General features: G+C 66.2%; 16 protein-coding genes. 9 read left to right on the top strand and 7 right to left on the bottom strand.

Annotated elements, in window-relative coordinates; genetic code table 11:
• Positions 1 to 20: 20 nt before the first annotated feature.
• The 5 genes from JO236_RS19770 to JO236_RS19750 form a co-directional block, all read right to left on the bottom strand.
• The gene (locus JO236_RS19770) at positions 21 to 482 is read right to left on the bottom strand and encodes a DUF5078 domain-containing protein (protein ID WP_293334396.1); all 462 of its coding nucleotides are present in this window, start codon (positions 480 to 482) and stop codon (positions 21 to 23) included.
• A gap of 65 nt (positions 483 to 547) precedes the next feature.
• Entirely contained in the window at positions 548 to 1,462 is a 915-nt protein-coding gene (locus tag JO236_RS19765; protein WP_293334393.1) for a crotonase/enoyl-CoA hydratase family protein, read from the bottom strand.
• A gap of 52 nt (positions 1,463 to 1,514) precedes the next feature.
• Positions 1,515 to 2,153, bottom strand: a complete 639-nt coding sequence (locus JO236_RS19760; RefSeq protein ID WP_293334390.1) for a DedA family protein — start codon at positions 2,151 to 2,153, stop codon at positions 1,515 to 1,517.
• 52 nt (positions 2,154 to 2,205) lie between these two features.
• Positions 2,206 to 3,279, bottom strand: a complete 1,074-nt coding sequence (locus JO236_RS19755; RefSeq protein ID WP_293334387.1) for a YncE family protein — start codon at positions 3,277 to 3,279, stop codon at positions 2,206 to 2,208.
• Positions 3,280 to 3,287: 8 nt separating this feature from the next.
• On the bottom strand, positions 3,288 to 5,354 hold the full coding sequence (locus JO236_RS19750; RefSeq protein ID WP_293334384.1) for a prolyl oligopeptidase family serine peptidase: 2,067 nt from the start codon (positions 5,352 to 5,354) through the stop codon (positions 3,288 to 3,290).
• Between the two features lie 154 nt (positions 5,355 to 5,508).
• On the opposite strand from JO236_RS19750, the gene JO236_RS19745 reads away from it, so the two are divergent.
• The 6 genes from JO236_RS19745 to JO236_RS19720 all read left to right on the top strand — a co-directional run bounded on the left by JO236_RS19745 (position 5,509) and on the right by JO236_RS19720 (position 10,197).
• The gene (locus JO236_RS19745; protein WP_293334381.1) at positions 5,509 to 7,032 is read left to right on the top strand and encodes an aldehyde dehydrogenase family protein; all 1,524 of its coding nucleotides are present in this window, start codon (positions 5,509 to 5,511) and stop codon (positions 7,030 to 7,032) included.
• Positions 7,032 to 7,532 (top strand): DUF779 domain-containing protein, encoded by a 501-nt coding sequence (locus JO236_RS19740; protein ID WP_293334378.1) that lies wholly within the window; start codon positions 7,032 to 7,034, stop codon positions 7,530 to 7,532. Before JO236_RS19745 ends, JO236_RS19740 begins: the two co-directional genes overlap by 1 nt.
• Positions 7,533 to 7,554: 22 nt before the next feature.
• The gene (locus tag JO236_RS19735; RefSeq protein WP_293334375.1) at positions 7,555 to 7,833 is read left to right on the top strand and encodes a putative holin; all 279 of its coding nucleotides are present in this window, start codon (positions 7,555 to 7,557) and stop codon (positions 7,831 to 7,833) included.
• Entirely contained in the window at positions 7,826 to 8,413 is a 588-nt protein-coding gene (locus JO236_RS19730; protein ID WP_293334372.1) for a hypothetical protein, read from the top strand. Before JO236_RS19735 ends, JO236_RS19730 begins: the two co-directional genes overlap by 8 nt.
• An 84-nt stretch (positions 8,414 to 8,497) precedes the next feature.
• Positions 8,498 to 9,913, top strand: coding sequence for a dihydrolipoyl dehydrogenase (gene lpdA, locus JO236_RS19725; protein WP_293334369.1), 1,416 nt, complete (start codon positions 8,498 to 8,500; stop codon positions 9,911 to 9,913).
• The gene (locus JO236_RS19720) at positions 9,913 to 10,197 is read left to right on the top strand and encodes an MHYT domain-containing protein (RefSeq protein ID WP_293334366.1); all 285 of its coding nucleotides are present in this window, start codon (positions 9,913 to 9,915) and stop codon (positions 10,195 to 10,197) included. Before lpdA ends, JO236_RS19720 begins: the two co-directional genes overlap by 1 nt.
• 12 nt (positions 10,198 to 10,209) lie before the next feature.
• On the opposite strand, the gene JO236_RS19715 is transcribed toward JO236_RS19720, so the two are convergent.
• The gene (locus tag JO236_RS19715) at positions 10,210 to 10,767 is read right to left on the bottom strand and encodes a carboxymuconolactone decarboxylase family protein (RefSeq protein ID WP_293334363.1); all 558 of its coding nucleotides are present in this window, start codon (positions 10,765 to 10,767) and stop codon (positions 10,210 to 10,212) included.
• Entirely contained in the window at positions 10,764 to 12,191 is a 1,428-nt protein-coding gene (gene ramB, locus JO236_RS19710) for an acetate metabolism transcriptional regulator RamB (RefSeq protein ID WP_293334360.1), read from the bottom strand. The genes JO236_RS19715 and ramB overlap by 4 nt, the downstream gene beginning before the upstream one ends.
• A gap of 167 nt (positions 12,192 to 12,358) precedes the next feature.
• On the opposite strand from ramB, the gene JO236_RS19705 reads away from it, so the two are divergent.
• From JO236_RS19705 to JO236_RS19695, 3 genes are all read left to right on the top strand, one after another.
• Positions 12,359 to 13,153 carry an acyl-[acyl-carrier-protein] thioesterase gene (locus JO236_RS19705; RefSeq protein ID WP_293334357.1) on the top strand — a complete coding sequence of 265 codons (795 nt, stop codon included), beginning with the start codon at positions 12,359 to 12,361 and terminating at the stop codon, positions 13,151 to 13,153.
• 295 nt (positions 13,154 to 13,448) lie between these two features.
• Positions 13,449 to 14,735 carry an isocitrate lyase gene (aceA, locus tag JO236_RS19700; RefSeq protein WP_293334354.1) on the top strand — a complete coding sequence of 429 codons (1,287 nt, stop codon included), beginning with the start codon at positions 13,449 to 13,451 and terminating at the stop codon, positions 14,733 to 14,735.
• A gap of 122 nt (positions 14,736 to 14,857) precedes the next feature.
• Positions 14,858 to 15,721, top strand: a complete 864-nt coding sequence (locus JO236_RS19695) for a 3-hydroxybutyryl-CoA dehydrogenase (protein WP_293334351.1) — start codon at positions 14,858 to 14,860, stop codon at positions 15,719 to 15,721.
• Positions 15,722 to 15,764: the final 43 nt, after the last annotated feature.

Genomic DNA, 15,764 nt, shown 5'->3' with positions numbered 1-15,764 from the left:
CGGGAACAACTCGGCTTGGGCTATGCCGTCCAGTTCCAGACGGACATGTCGCCCTTGGGGTACTGCTCGCACACCTCGGTGGCTTTGGCGACGACGCCTTTGTTGTTGAAGAAGATCTTGGCCCAGTTGCCCCAGTGCGTCGCCATCTGCTCGTAGTAGATGTCCGTCGCGGTGTCCTCGGAGTACTGCCTACGGCCGGCGGAGTCCAAGGAGTAGAACCAGTGGATGCGGTCGATCGCGCCCTGCTGGATGTCGGGCGGCCTGTTGTGGAAGTCGATCATGTACCGCTGGTAGTAGATCGGGCTGGTATCCCGGGCGGCGGCCAAATATTGTTCCGCGTCGCAAGTGGTCGCGATCTGTCTGCGCGGAATCGGAAAGTCGTCCGTGGAATCGGCTCCGGCGGCCTGCGGGAAAAGCACCGCGCCGATACCCAGAGCCAGGAAAACAACGCCTGCACGCAGGCCCATACTCAGCCGAGACATAGTCGTTACCGTAACACTTTCAGGGCCGTCCGGGCCACCCGTTGACACTTTCGTAGCCTGTCTCACTATGGACCGCTATCAGGAACGATGACGTGCGAGGGGTCGGGTCGCAGCTCCGGTGGCGCCTGGCTGTAGTCGCCGAACGGACCGTCGCGGCGCTCGACGGCGGCCCGCACACCCTGGGTCTTGGCGGTCTCGATGAAGTCCAGCGCGTCGGGGGTGTTGCGCATCAGCCCGTCGAGGATGCCGCCGAGCGTCTGGGTGGACGCCAGGCCCATGTTTTCGTAGGCCTGGTTGACGATCAGCTTCTGCGCCCGCAGCTGCGACAACGGGATCTGCGCCAGCTCGGTGGCGATCTCGGCGACACGCGCCTCGAGCCGCTCGAACGGCACCGCCTCATTGATCAGCTCGACCTCGGCGGCCTGCACACCGGACAGCGGCCGGCCCGTCAGCGCGTGCCACTTGACCTTGGCCAGGCTCAGCCGGTACAGCCACATGCCGGTCAGATAGGCGCCCCACATCCGGCTGTACGGCGTGCCGATCACGGCGTCCTCGCTAGCGATCACGAGGTCGGCGCACAGCGCGTAGTCGCTGGCCCCGCCCACACACCAGCCGTGCACCTGAGCGATCACCGGCTTGGACGCCCGCCAGATGGCCATGAACTTCTGGGTCGGCCCCGTCTCGCGGGCGCTGACCACCGCGAAATCCTTGCCCGGGTCCCATTTCCCGTCGGTCATCATGGCTTCACCCCAGTGCTGGAAACCGCCGCCGAAGTCGTAGCCGCCGGAGAACGCGCGCCCCGCGCCACGCAGCACGACGACCCTGATGTCCTGGTCCCGCTCGGCCAGTCCGATGGCCGCCTCGATCTCGTCGGGCATCGGCGGCACGATGGTGTTGAGGTGCTCCGGGCGGTTGAGGGTGATGGTGGCGACCGGGCCGGCCGTCGTGTACAGCAGCGTCTCGAAGTCGGATTTGGCCATGCCCGAAGCGAAGCCGCAGCCCGACGCGGGTGTCAAGCGGCTGCGACCAAACTCAGCATTCGGCGGCCGCCCGGTGGCCGGACCGTCGCTTGAGCACCCACCCGACGAGCACGGCAAGCGCGGCTGCCGCGCCCGCGGCCAGCACGTACTTCTCGTAACGGAAAAATCCGTCGTAGATGGCTTCGATGTGGTCGCCGGCGAGATACCCGGCGAAAACCCAGATCCCGACCCACACGGCAGAACCCAACGCGTTGTAGGTCATGTATCGCCGCCAGCCCATTTGCGCCAGCCCGGCAGCGATCCCGGTGGCCTGGCGCAGCCCGTCGACGAACCGCCCGACGGGTACGACGATGTTGCCGCGCCTGGCAAAGAAGCGCTCGGTTGCGGCCAGCCGCTTCTCGGTAAGGCACACGTAGCGGCCGAAGCGCAGCACCAGCCGGCGGCCGCCGTACCGGCCGATCGCGTAGCCGACGTTGTCGCCACCGATGGCAGCCAGCAGTCCCGCCGCCAGCACCAGGAGCAGATGCAATTGGCCGACGCCGGCGTATACCCCGGCCACGATGAGGACGATCTGGCCGGGCAAGGGGATTCCCACGCCTTCCAGGCCGACCAGGACGATCACGGCCGCGTAGCCGTACCGATCGAGAAGCGGCGCAAGCGAGCCGAGGACTCCCGGCAGCGGCGACGACATGAGAACAAGGGTGCCCAAAGCACGTCGTCGCTAGACGTTACGGCGGTCACAGTCAGCCGCCCGTCTCCGCGGGGTCGATGACTTGCAGGACACCGCCGGTGACACCGGCGACGAACAGCCGCCCCGTGGTCGGGTCCACGCCCAGGGAGTACGGGTTTTGCACGGTCGGAATCCGCTGTAGTTCGCTGGGCGCCGGGCCGGACACGTTGTAACCGACGACCTCGTTGGTGCCCGAGGAGGCCACCCAGAGCCGGTCCCGAACCGGGTCGTACGCGATGCCGTACGGCGCACCGGGCTGTGCGACGTCGGCGACTTCGTGCGGCGTCGGCAGCGGGTCGAACACCCGGATCGTGTCGCCGCGGGTATCCGCGGCGATCATGTGCCCGTGCCGGTCGGCGACCAGATGAGTGGGACCGGCGCCGGCCGGAATCGAGCCGAGGATGCTGAGTTTGTCGGCGTCGTAGACGGTCAGGGTGTTCGTTCGCGCGTCCAGCACACCGACAGCGGTACCGAAAGCGGCGAGACCGGCGGGTTGGACGCGGTCGGTGAACACCTTCACGATGCGGTCGCCGCGCAGGACGCTGACCGTCCCGCCGAGTTCGTTGCCCACGAGCACCGTCCCGTTGGAGGCTGCTGCCGCGTCATGCGGGGAGGTGCCGGTGACGATCGCCGGCAACACTTTTAACTGTGGGGGTTTCCCCGTCAGCTCCACCCGCACAAGCGCGTTGTCGGTTTCCACCGGCACCAGGATCGGGCCGCCCGGCGCGGCCAACTCCAGGTGGCGCGCGGACCCGGGCAGGGGAGTACGGCTCACGATCGCGGCCGAGTCGGCATCGATCAACACGAGTTCGTCCGGGTCATGGGTGGCCACCGCAACCGTGCGGGTGACCTGGTCGACCGCGACGCCTTCCGGGCGTGCGCCAACCGGCACCATCCGCCCGGATGCCGTGGTGCTAGGCGCGTTCTGGGGTTCGGCCGCCGGTGGTAGCTGCGCGGTGGATGGCCGGGTTCCCTCGGTGGGCACCCCGGACGGCAGGATTCCCGTCGTCGTCGTGGCGGCACCGACCGGCGCGCCGGCGTGGTGACCACACGCGGCCAATGCCAGGACAACCAGAGCTGCAGCCATAGCTCGGTTCATCCGAGTGCAGTATCCGCCGATCGGGCGCCCAGCATCCGGTGCAGGAACGAGTACGTGAGCGCGGATTTGAACGCGAGCTGTTCGTTGTCGGCCGCCCCGCCGTGTCCGCCCTCGATGTTCTCGTAGTACCAGACCGCATGGCCCGCGGCCTCGAGCGCGGCCGTCATCTTGCGGGCATGGCCGGGATGCACCCGGTCATCGCGGGTGGAGGTGGTCAGCAGCACCGGGGGGTACCTGCGCCCCGCCGAAACATTTTGGTAGGGCGAGTACTTCGAGATGAACGCCCAATCGTCGGGGTTGTCCGGGTCGCCGTATTCGGCCACCCATGACGCGCCGGCCAGCAGCAGGTGGTAGCGCTTCATGTCCAGCAGCGGCACGCTGCAGACCAGCGCGCCGAATCTGTCCGGATATTTGGTCAGCATGATGCCCATCAGCAGGCCGCCGTTGCTACCACCCTGCGCGCCGAGTTGCTCGACGGTGGTAATGCCACGCTCCACCAAATCGGTTGCCACCGCGACGAAGTCCTCGGCCACCTTGTGCCGGCCCGCACGCATCGCCTGGGTGTGCCAGCCCGGCCCGTACTCGCCACCACCGCGGATGTTGGCCAGCACGTAGGTGCCGCCGCGGGCCAGCCACAACCGGCCCAACACCCCGCTGTAGCCCGGGGTGTTGGACGACTCGAAGCCGCCGTAGCCGTACAGCATTGTGGGACCGGGACCATCGCCCCCGTCTTTCGGGTCCGGTCGTACGACGAAGTAGGGAACTCGGGTCCCGTCTGCTGATGCCACGAAATGCTGTGCCACCGTGATGTTTTCGGCGTCGAAGAAGCTGGGCGCTGACTTGATCTGTTCCGGCGGCCCGTCCCCGGTGCCACGCAACAACCGCGACGGAGTGACGAATCCGCTGGAGTCGAGGAAGAATTCGTCGCCGGTATCATCGGCGGCGGCAATCACGGTGTTGGTCGAGGCGGGGATGCCGGCCACCGGTTCGCGTTGCCAGCTGCCCGGTGTGACGATTTCGACGCGGCTGGCCACATCGGCCAATGTGACCAGCAGCAGCCGGTCTCGGGTCCACGCGTAGTGGTACAGACAGGTGTGTTCGTCGGGCTCGAATACGACGTGCAGTTCCCTTGCCCCGCTGAGAAATTCGTCATAGTTGGCAGCCAGCAGCGACCCGGCACGGTAGGTGGTGGCAGCGTCGTTGGTCAAGGTCCAGTCGGTGCGCAGGTCGATCAGCAGCCACTCACGGTGCACCGAGACGCTGCTGGCGTCGGTGGGCACGTCGATCGGGATCAGTTCTGAACCCCGCAGCTCGTATCTATTCCTGTTCCAGAAGTCGACCGCACGAACCACGAAGGTGCGCTCGTAGCCCGGCGTTCGATCCCGGTAGGTTCCCGCGCTGACGTCGGTGTCCTCGCCCTCGAAGACCGTCTCCGCGTCGGCCAACGGTGTGCCGCGGCGCCACCGCTTGGAGATTCGCGGATATCCGGAATCGGTCATCGAGCCGGGCCCGAAGTCGGTGCCGACCAGGACGGTGTCCGGATCCTCCCAGCCGATCTGCGACTTGGCTTCCGGCAACTGGAACCCGTCGGAAACGAATTCGCGTGTCAGCATGTCGAATTCACGCACGATCACGGCATCCGAGCCGCCAGGGGAGAGACTGATCAGGGCGCGGGTGAGTTCGGGTTCGATGACCTCGGCGCCTGCCCACACCCATTTCCGGTTGTCAGCGCGGCCCAATTCGTCGACATCGATCAGTACGTCCCACTCGGGTGTGTCGGTGCGATAACTGTCCAGCGTCGTTCGGCGCCACAGCCCGCGCGGATTGGTGGCGTCGCGCCAGAAGTCGTACAGGTACTCCCCGCGTCGGCGCACGTAAGGAATCCGGGCATCGGTATCAAGCACCTCGAGGGCTTCGGCACGCATCCGCTCGAACTCCGCGTCGCAGAACTCGGCCTTGGTCGGTTGGTTGCGCGCGCGCACCCAATCAAGCGCGGCGTCACCGGTCACGTCCTCAAGCCACAGGTAGGGGTCCGTGCTGTCCGGGGCGGGCGCTGATGTCATTGGGGGCCGTTCGGTCGTTGGATGCCTTCGATCATGGAGGCCTTTTGGCTCGTGGAATCCTTTCGCTCGTGGAGTCCTCTCGCTCGTGGAGTCCATTGTGGCCTCGGCGGTAGTGTGAGTTGTATTACAGGACGTTGAAAAAGGAGCCAAGCCGATGACCGTCTTTGCACGTCCGGGTTCCGCCGGTGCGCTGATGTCGTACGAATCCCGGTACGGAAATTTCATCGGGGGTGAGTGGGTTGCGCCCGCCCAAGGCCGGTACTTCGAAAACCTGACGCCGGTAACCGGGCAGCCATTCTGCGAAATACCGCGTTCCGACGCGGCCGACGTCGACAAGGCGCTGGACGCAGCGCACGCGGCCGCCCCGGCGTGGGGCAAGGCCGCTCCGGCCGAGCGGGCCGCGATCCTGAACAAAATCGCCGACCGCATCGAAGAGAACAAAGCCGCGTTGGCCGTGGCCGAAGTCTGGGACAACGGCAAACCGATCCGAGAGGCGCTGGCCGCCGACATCCCGCTGGCCGCCGATCACTTCCGGTACTTCGCTGCGGCGCTCCGCGCCCAGGAGGGTTCGCTGTCGCAGGTCGACGACGACACCGTGGCCTACCACTTCCACGAACCGCTGGGTGTGGTGGGCCAGATCATTCCGTGGAATTTCCCGATCCTGATGTGCGCCTGGAAGGTGGCGCCCGCGCTGGCGGCGGGTAACGCGGTGGTACTCAAACCCGCCGAGCAGACTCCCGCGTCGGCGCTGTACCTGATGTCGCTGATCGGTGACCTGTTGCCGCCCGGCGTCCTCAACGTTGTCAACGGTTTTGGAGCCGAAGCCGGCAAGCCGCTGGCATCCAGCGACCGGATCGCCAAGATCGCATTCACCGGCGAGACCACCACCGGGCGGTTGATCATGCAATACGCCAGCCAGAACCTGATCCCGGTCACCCTCGAGCTCGGCGGCAAGAGCCCCAACGTCTTCTTTTCCGACGTGATGGCCGCCAACGACGACTTCCAGGACAAGGCGCTGGAGGGGTTCACGATGTTCGCCCTCAACCAGGGCGAGGTGTGTACCTGCCCGTCGCGCAGCCTGATTCAGTCCGACATCCACGACGAGTTCCTGGAGCTGGCGGCGATCCGGACCAAGGCGGTCCGGCAGGGCGACCCGTTGAACATCGAGACGATGCTGGGTTCGCAGGCCTCCAACGACCAGCTGGAAAAGATCCTGTCCTACATCGAAATCGGCAAGGAGGAGGGCGCCAAACTGATCACCGGCGGCGAACGCGCCGAATTGGGCGGTGACCTGTCCGGCGGCTACTACATGCAGCCGACGATCTTTACCGGCAACAACAAGATGCGGATCTTCCAAGAGGAGATCTTCGGGCCTGTGGTGGCGGTGACACCGTTTGCCGACTACGACGACGCGATGGGCATCGCCAACGACACGCTGTACGGGCTGGGCGCGGGGGTGTGGAGTCGCGACGGCAATACCGCCTACCGAGCCGGACGCGACATCCAGGCCGGCCGGGTGTGGGTGAACTGCTATCACGCCTATCCCGCCCACGCGGCGTTCGGCGGTTACAAGCAGTCCGGCATCGGCCGCGAGAACCACAAGGTGGCGCTTGAGCACTATCAGCAGACCAAGAACTTGCTGGTCTCCTACTCCGAGAAGGCGCTCGGGTTCTTCTGATGAGCGACCCCCCGGCGGGGCCGGCGGGCGCGGTGATCACCGGCGCCGCCGCCGACTTGCTGGCCCGCCTGCAGGACCGGCACGGGCCGGTGATGTTCCACCAGTCCGGCGGCTGCTGCGACGGGTCCTCACCCATGTGCTACCCGCGCGAGGACTTCCTGGTCGGCGACCGCGACGTCCTGCTCGGAATCCTCGACGTCGGTGCCGAGGGGGTGCCGGTGTGGATCTCCGGTCCCCAGTACCAGGTCTGGAAGCACACCCAGCTGCTGATCGACGTGGTCCCCGGACGCGGGGGCGGCTTCAGCCTGGAAGCGCCGGAAGGCGTCCGGTTCCTCAGTCGCGGCCGGGTTTTCACCGACGACGAGAAAGCGCTGCTCGAGGCGGTGCCGGTGATCACCGGAGCCGCGTACGAGCGGGGCGAACGGCCGTCGAATCGTGGCGGGGTGGTGGCGGTCGACGACACAGCTTCGGCGCCCGGGACGTGCCCGGCTCCACGCTGACACCGCAGTAAGGTCGGAAGGCGTGATTCCCCTTCCCCGTCCATGGCTGTTGGCCAGCGCCCTGCTCATCGGGAGCGCGGTCGGGCAGCTGGCGGGGGTGGCGTCCAGCGTGCTGGTTCACAGCCGGATCACGCCCGAAGTCATCATCACCCTGGTGGTCGGGATTCCCAGTGCGCTGGGGCTATTCGTAATCCTGTTTTCCGGGCGGCGATGGGTGACCATGGTCGGCGCGTTCATCCTGGCGTTGGCGCCCGGCTGGTTCGGGGTGCTGGTCGCGCTCCGGGTGGTGTCGGGTGCCTGACGGCGATCCACACGACCCCGCGTCCAATCCCGGTACCGCGCCGTTCGTACCCGATTTCAGTGACTCCGACGACACGGGCGAGCACTCGGTGCCGTTCGTGCCGACCTGGGATGACGACTCAGCACCCTTGGCGCCGTTGGCGCCGGCCGACGCGGGCACGAAGCCGGCCGATGAAGAGGCCGGCACGCCCGCGCCCAGGGTTGCCCAGGAATCGGCGACGGAGATCACCGCCGCGCCCGTCGCCGTTCCCGGCCGATACCAGTACGTGAAGTGGTGGAAGCTGCTGTCGGTGCTCCTCGGCGTGTGGTTCGCCGCGGCCGAGGTGGGCCTGAGTCTGTTCTATTGGTGGTATCACGCGATCGACAAGACGCCGCCGATGTTCGTGGTGCTGGTCTATGTCGTCGTGTGCAGCGTGGCCGGCGTGCTGCTGGCGATGGTCCAGGGCCGGCCATTGATCTCGGCGCTGGCGCTGGGCGTGATGTCCGGTCCGTTCGCCTCGGTGGCGGCCGCGGCACCGCTCTACGGCTATTACCACTGCGAGCGGGTGGGCCATTGCCTGGGCGGCGTGATTCCCTATTGAGCCCCGGCGTGGGAGGCCAAGCGGGTAGCGGCGGTGACCCGCGGTGTTGTTCGGTGAGAGGTTACCGCCCACTAGTGTGGGCTCGTGACTTCTCACTATGACGTCGTTGTCCTCGGGGCCGGTCCCGGCGGGTATGTCGCCGCTATCCGCGCCGCCCAGCTCGGTCTGAACACGGCGGTCGTCGAACCCAAATACTGGGGCGGCGTCTGCCTCAACGTGGGCTGCATCCCGTCGAAGGCGCTGCTGCGCAACGCCGAACTCGCGCACATTTTTACCAAGGAGGCCAAGACATTTGGCATCAGCGGCGAGGCGACCTTCGACTACGGTGTCGCATTCGACCGCAGTCGGAAGGTGGCCGAGGGGCGCGTCGCGGGCGTGCACTTCCTGATGAAGAAGAACAAGATCACCGAGATCCACGGCTACGGCAAGTTCACCGACGCCAACACCCTCGCGGTTGAGCTCAATGACGGTGGTACCCAGGAGGTCTCGTTCGACAACGCCATCATCGCCACCGGCAGCAGCACGCGGCTGGTGCCAGGTACCTCGCTGTCCACCAACGTGGTCACCTACGAGGAACAGATCCTGTCGCGCGAGCTGCCGAAATCGATCGTCATCGCCGGGGCTGGCGCCATCGGCATGGAGTTCGGCTACGTGCTGAAGAACTACGGCGTGGACGTCACCATCGTGGAATTCCTGCCGAGGGCGTTGCCCAACGAGGACGCCGAGGTTTCCAAGGAAATCGAGAAGCAGTTCAAGAAGCTGGGCATCAAGGTCCTGACCGGCACCAAGGTCGAGTCGATCTCCGACGCAGGCTCCGATGGCACCGATGGCTCGCAGGTCACCGTCGTCGTCAGCAAGGACGGCAAGTCCGAGGAACTCAAGGCCGATAAGGTGTTGCAGGCCATCGGATTCGCGCCCAACGTCGAGGGCTACGGCCTGGACAAGGCCGGCGTCGCCCTCACCGACCGCAAGGCCATCGGCATCGGCGATTACATGCAGACCAGCGTCAGCCACATCTACGCCATCGGCGACGTCACCGGCAAGCTCCAGCTGGCCCACGTGGCCGAGGCCCAGGGGGTGGTGGCGGCCGAAACCATCGCCGGCGCAGAAACTTTGGCGCTCGGTGACTACCGCATGATGCCGCGCGCGACGTTCTGCCAGCCGAACGTCGCCAGCTTCGGGCTTACCGAGGAGCAGGCCCGCGAGGAAGGTCACGACGTGGTGGTGGCCAAGTTTCCGTTCACCGCGAACGCCAAGGCGCACGGAGTGGGCGACCCCAGTGGCTTCGTCAAGCTGGTCGCCGACGCCAAGTACGGCGAGCTGCTGGGCGGCCACCTGATTGGCCACGACGTGTCCGAGCTACTGCCGGAACTGACGCTGGCGCAGAAGTGGGACCTGACGGCCAGCGAGCTGGCGCGCAACGTGCACACGCACCCGACGATGTCCGAGGCGTTGCAGGAGTGCTTCCACGGCCTGACCGGCCACATGATCAACTTCTGATGGGGAGCACGCAGGCCGGCCAGACTCTGGTCGGCGCCGTCGGCGGGCTGGCCGCGGGCTACGTCGTATGGTTGGCGGCGTTTTCGATCGTCGACGACAACGCGACGGCGGGGCAGTGGGATCCCACCCTGCTGATTCTGTCGGGTGCGCTGGCGGTCTGCGCCGTGCTGTGGGGCTTGTGGCAGCGGCGCCGTCGTCGCAATCAGTGGACGGCGTTCGCCTTCGGCGTGCCGATCCTTCCCGTGGCGCTGTCGCTGGCCGTGCTGGCAGACATCACGTTCTGACCTTGTGCCGGCTTAGTCGGCCGGCTTGTCCAACTGGATCTGGAGCGCCTTGATGGTCGCGGCCAGACCGTCGTAATGGGTTGCCAGGAAACAGAATTCGATCAACCTCGGCGGGTTGAGGTGAGCCGCCAGCCGTTGCCAGGTAGCGGCGGTGATCGAGCGGTCCAGGATCAGCTCGTCGGTCGCCTGCAACAGCGCCTGCTGCCGGGCGCTCAGCGCGTGGCCTTCCGGCACGGCGGGCCAGGCGAAGATCGCGGCCTGCAGCGCGGCGTCCAGCCCGGCCTGGCGTCCGATCCGGCGATGGTGCTGGAGTTCGTACTCGCACGATCGCAGCTGCCCGACCCGCAGGATCACCAACTCGGTGTCGGCTCGGCACAGCCGCCCCCGCAACAGCCGTGCACCATAGATCAGCCAGGCCCAGTACAGCCCCTGGCGACGGCCCAGCGTGGTGAATAGGTGCATCTCCGGCACCCGCATCGTGCGCGCACCCAACTTGGCGAACACCCAGTTGATCGGGCCCAGTTGGCGCAACCCGCCCGACGGGATGCGCGCGACATGGTCCCCGGTCACGGTTGCTTCACGAGATAGGGAGACACCGTGCTGCGGTGTTCGTCTATGTCCAGCGCGCGGCCCAACGCGGGGAAGGCGCGCTGCGGGCAGTTGTCGCGTTCGCAGACCCGGCAGCCCGCGCCGATCGGTGTCGCTGCGATGTTGGGATCCCCCGACAAGTCGAGTCCTTCCGAGTAGACGAGCCGATGCGCGTGGCGAAGCTCGCAACCCAGCCCGATCGCGAAGGTCTTGCCGGGCTGACCGTAGCGGGCCGCGCGCAGCTCGACGGTGCGGGCCACCCACATGTAGTTGCGGCCGTCGGGCATCTGGGCGATCTGGACGAGGATCTTGCCGGGGTTGGCGAACGTCTCGTAGACGTTCCACAGCGGGCAGGTGCCGCCGCTGGACGAGAAGTGAAAACCCGTGGCGGACTGGCGCTTTGACATGTTGCCGGCCCGGTCGACCCGGACGAACGAGAACGGCACGCCCCGTATGGAGGGCCGTTGCAGCGTCGACAGCCGGTGCGCGATGGTCTCGTAGCTGACCGAGTAGAACGCCGACAGCCGCTCGACGTCGTAGCGGAAGTTCTCCGCGACGTCGTGGAACTGGCGGTAGGGCAGCACGGCCGCGGCCGCGAAATAGTTGGCCAACCCGAGCCGGGCCAGGGTGCGTGACTCGTCGGACGTGAACTTGCCCTCTTCGACCATGCTGTCGATCAGGTCGCCGAACTCGAGATAAGCCAGTTCGGCCGCCATTCTGAACACCTGCTGACCCGACGAGAGGTGGTTGCCGATTTCCAGCGTCTTGGTCTTCGGGTCGTAGCGGTGCAGCACGGTATCGCCGAGGTCGACGCGCTTGTTGATGTGCACCCCGTGCACCTCGGTGAGCCGCCGGGTCAACTCGCGGGCTAGGTCCGCGTGGTGCATCCGCATCTGGATCGTCAGGTCCTCGGCGGCGGCATCCAGCTCATGTAGGTAGTTCTGGCGTTCGTAGAAGTAGTCGCGCACCTCTTCGTGGGGCATGGTGATCGAACCGCTGCCGCTGCTGCCGTCGAAGAAGCGCTCCTCGGTGGCGGCGGCCAGCTGTGCGGTGGTGATCCGGTAGCGCCGATGCAGATTGACCACCGCGCGGGCCAGGCTGGGGTGGGCGTTGACCATCTCGGCGACTTCGGTCGGGTCGACGTCGATACCGAGATCGCGGTCCATCGTCACCTCGCGCAGCTCGGCGACCAACCGGGTGTCGTCCTGGGAGGCGAAGAAGGTCGCATCCACGCCGAACACCTCGGTGATCCGCAGCAGCACGGCCACCGTCAGCGGACGGACGTCGTGCTCGATCTGATTGAGGTAGCTCGGCGAGATCCCCAGCATCTGGGCCAGTGCGGCTTGACTGAACCCGCGCTCGCTGCGCAGCTGACGCACGCGCGAGCCGACGAACGTTTTGGACACCCGACCGAGCGTACCCGGACTTGCGAAGCCGCGATTCGCAGAGTTGGCAGCACGACGCGATTGTTATTTTGCCGGTCTGGTTGGCATGATTCGCTGCGGGTACCTCGAGGAACATCCGGGTGTCCATAGGGAGGAAATGGGAGCGAAGCCGTGAGCCTGGACAAGCCATGACTCTTGACAAGACATTGATGCCCGTGCCCGACGGCCACCCCGACGTGTTCGACTGTGAATGGCCGTTGCGCATGGGGGACATCGACAACACCGGCCGGCTGCGGCTGGACGCGGCGTGCCGGCACATCCAGGACATCGGCCAGGACCAGCTGCGCGAGATGGGCTTCGAGGAGACCCATCCGCTCTGGATCGTCCGGCGCACCATGGTCGACCTGATCCGCCCTATCGAGTTCCGTGACATGCTCCGGCTGCGGCGCTGGTGCTCGGGCACCTCGAACCGCTGGTGTGAGATGCGCGTGCGCGTTGACGGGCGCCACGGCGGCTTGATCGAATCCGAGGCGTTCTGGATCCACGTCAACCGGGAAACCCAGATGCCGGCCCGCATCGCCGACGACTTCCTCGAGGGGCTGTACCGGACCACCTTCGTGGACCGGCTGCGCTGGAAGGGCTATCTGAAGGCCGGCAGCCGCGAGGACGCGTCGGAGATCCACGAGTTCCCGGTGCGGCTCACCGACATCGATCTGTTCGACCACGTGAACAACTCGGTGTATTGGAGTGTGGTCGAGGACTATTTGGCCGGCCACGCCGAGCTGCTGGCGGCTCCGCTGCGGGTGACTATCGAGCACGAGGCGCCCGTCGCACTCGGCGACAAGCTGGAGATCATCTCGCACGTCCACCCCGCCGGTTCCACCGAGAAATTCGGCGCCGGCCTGGCCGACCGCGTTGTTACAACGCTCACATATGCCGTCGGCGACGAGACGAAAGCCGTCGCCGCGATCTTCCCCCGGTAGCCGAATCGGCCCGATTCCACTCGCCCCGGCAAATGCATGTCTGACCTGCGGCTTTGCGGTTACCGATGGGTAGCTTCTGAAACGTTTAAGTTTGCGCCTAGCTTTGCAAAATTAGCAAACCACCACCGGGGCGTTGACCCAAATTTGCAATTTAAATGGGTGGACGAGCATTGGCGGCTGTGCCATCGTCGTGTTAGCACACCAGTGAAGCTGAGCCCCGAATGCCGCCTGACGGCGGTTCGCTTCGGAGGTCTCACTGCGATTTCAGCGATGAAAGACCGTTAGGAGCAACCGCATGTCTGTCGTTGGGACCCCCAAGAGCGCTGAGCAGATTCAGCACGACTGGGACACGAACCCGCGGTGGCAGGACGTCACCCGCAGCTACAGCGCCGCCGACGTCGTCGCCCTGCAGGGCAGTGTCGTCGAGGAGCACACTCTGGCCCGGCGGGGCGCCGAGGTGCTGTGGGAGGAGCTGAACGACCTCGAGTGGGTCAATGCGCTCGGTGCCCTGACCGGCAACATGGCCGTCCAGCAGGTGCGCGCCGGCCTGAAGGCCATCTATCTGTCGGGTTGGCAGGTCGCCGGCGACGCGAACCTGTCCGGCCACACGTATCCGGACCAGAGCCTGTACCCGGCCAACTCGGTGCCGCAGGTGGTTCGCCGGATTAACAACGCGCTGCAGCGTGCCGACCAGATCGCCAAGGTCGAGGGCGACAAGTCCGTGGAGAACTGGCTGGCGCCGATCGTCGCGGACGGCGAAGCCGGGTTCGGTGGCGCGCTGAACGTGTTCGAGCTGCAGAAGGCCCTGATCGCCGCGGGTGTCGCGGGTTCGCACTGGGAAGACCAGCTGGCCTCGGAGAAGAAGTGTGGCCACCTGGGCGGCAAGGTCCTGATTCCGACCCAGCAGCATATCCGCACGCTCACCTCGGCCCGGTTGGCTGCCGACGTGTGCGACGTGCCGACCGTCGTCATCGCCCGTACCGACGCCGAGGCCGCCACGCTGATCACCTCGGACGTCGACGAGCGCGATCAGCCGTTCATCACCGGCGAGCGCACCCGGGAAGGGTTCTACCGCACCAAGAACGGCATCGAGCCCTGCATCGCGCGGGCGAAGGCCTACGCGCCGTACTCCGACCTGATCTGGATGGAGACCGGCACCCCGGACCTGGACGTCGCGCGCAAGTTCTCCGAAGCGGTCAAGGACTCCTACCCCGACCAGATGTTGGCCTACAACTGCTCGCCGTCGTTCAACTGGCGCAAGCACCTCGACGACGCGACCATCGCGAAGTTCCAAAAGGAGCTTGCCGCAATGGGATTCAAGTTCCAATTCATCACGCTGGCCGGATTCCACGCGCTCAACTACTCGATGTTCGACCTGGCCTACGGCTATGCCCGCAACCAGATGAGTGCCTACGTGGAGCTGCAGGAGCAGGAGTTCGCCGCCGAGGAGCGTGGCTACACCGCGACGAAGCACCAGCGCGAGGTGGGTGCCGGCTACTTCGACCGCATCGCCACCACGGTCGACCCGAACTCGTCGACCACGGCGCTGACCGGTTCCACCGAAGAGGGCCAGTTCCACTGAGTTAGTCTGCCGAGCAGACGCAAAAGCACCCGACACGCCGACGATTCGTGTGCGTTTGCGTCTGCTCGCGCATTTGTGGAGGGCCGCGCATTTGTGGAGGGCTCGCGCATTGAGGAGGAACTGTGGCTGACGCTGTGATTCAGCGGGTGGGGGTAGTCGGGGCCGGTCAGATGGGGTCGGGCATCGCCGAGGTCTCGGCCCGCGCCGGTGTCGAGGTGACGGTGTTCGAGACCACCGAGGCGTTGATCACCGCGGGGCGTAACCGCATCGTGAAGTCCCTGGAGCGCGGCGTCAGCGCCGGCAAGGTGACAGAACGCGAGCGCGACCGCGCGTTGAGCAAGCTGACCTTCACCACCGACCTGAAGGACCTCGCGGACCGGCAATTGGTGATCGAGGCCATCGTCGAGGACGAGGCCGTCAAGGCCGCCATCTTCGCCGAACTCGACCGGGTGATCAATGATCCCGATGCGGTGCTGGCGTCCAACACGTCGAGCATCCCCATCATGAAGATCGCCGCCGCCACCAGGAACCCCCAGCGCGTGCTGGGCCTGCACTTCTTCAACCCCGTCCCGGTGCTGCCGCTGGTCGAGCTCGTCAGCACCCTGGTCACCGACGAGGCCGCGGCCGCCCGCACGGAAGAGTTCGCCGGCTCGGTACTGGGCAAACAGGTGGTGCGCTGCTCCGACCGGTCCGGCTTCGTGGTCAACGCGTTGCTGGTGCCCTACCTGCTGGCGGCGATCCGGATGGTCGAGGCGGGATTCGCCACCGTCGACGACGTGGACAAGGCCGTCGTTGCCGGGTTATCGCATCCGATGGGCCCGCTGCGGCTTTCGGATCTTGTGGGCCTGGACACCCTCAAACTGATCGCCGACAAGTTGTTCGAGGAATTCAAGGAACCGCACTACGCTCCCCCACCATTACTACTGCGGATGGTCGAGGCGGGCCTGCTGGGCAAGAAAACGGGTCGGGGTTTCTACAGCTACTGAATCCGAGAAGCGCGCTGTGCACGCGGTCGCGGCGGGTGGGTAG

The sequence above is a fragment of the Mycobacterium sp. genome (assembly GCF_019247635.1).
Taxonomy (GTDB): domain Bacteria; phylum Actinomycetota; class Actinomycetes; order Mycobacteriales; family Mycobacteriaceae; genus Mycobacterium.
This window is presented reverse-complemented; position numbering and strand designations above follow the sequence as displayed.

Bases quoted from the DNA above. Each gene is read 5' to 3' on its own strand.
- JO236_RS19770 (WP_293334396.1), bottom strand. From the start codon at position 482: ATGTCTCGGCTGAGTATGGGCCTGCGTGCAGGCGTTGTTTTCCTGGCT.
- JO236_RS19765 (WP_293334393.1), bottom strand. From the start codon at position 1,462: ATGGCCAAATCCGACTTCGAGACGCTGCTGTACACGACGGCCGGCCCG.
- JO236_RS19760 (WP_293334390.1), bottom strand. From the start codon at position 2,153: ATGTCGTCGCCGCTGCCGGGAGTCCTCGGCTCGCTTGCGCCGCTTCTC.
- JO236_RS19755 (WP_293334387.1), bottom strand. From the start codon at position 3,279: ATGGCTGCAGCTCTGGTTGTCCTGGCATTGGCCGCGTGTGGTCACCAC.
- JO236_RS19750 (WP_293334384.1), bottom strand. From the start codon at position 5,354: ATGACATCAGCGCCCGCCCCGGACAGCACGGACCCCTACCTGTGGCTT.
- JO236_RS19745 (WP_293334381.1), top strand. From the start codon at position 5,509: ATGACCGTCTTTGCACGTCCGGGTTCCGCCGGTGCGCTGATGTCGTAC.
- JO236_RS19740 (WP_293334378.1), top strand. From the start codon at position 7,032: ATGAGCGACCCCCCGGCGGGGCCGGCGGGCGCGGTGATCACCGGCGCC.
- JO236_RS19720 (WP_293334366.1), top strand. From the start codon at position 9,913: ATGGGGAGCACGCAGGCCGGCCAGACTCTGGTCGGCGCCGTCGGCGGG.
- JO236_RS19705 (WP_293334357.1), top strand. From the start codon at position 12,359: ATGACTCTTGACAAGACATTGATGCCCGTGCCCGACGGCCACCCCGAC.
- aceA (WP_293334354.1), top strand. From the start codon at position 13,449: ATGTCTGTCGTTGGGACCCCCAAGAGCGCTGAGCAGATTCAGCACGAC.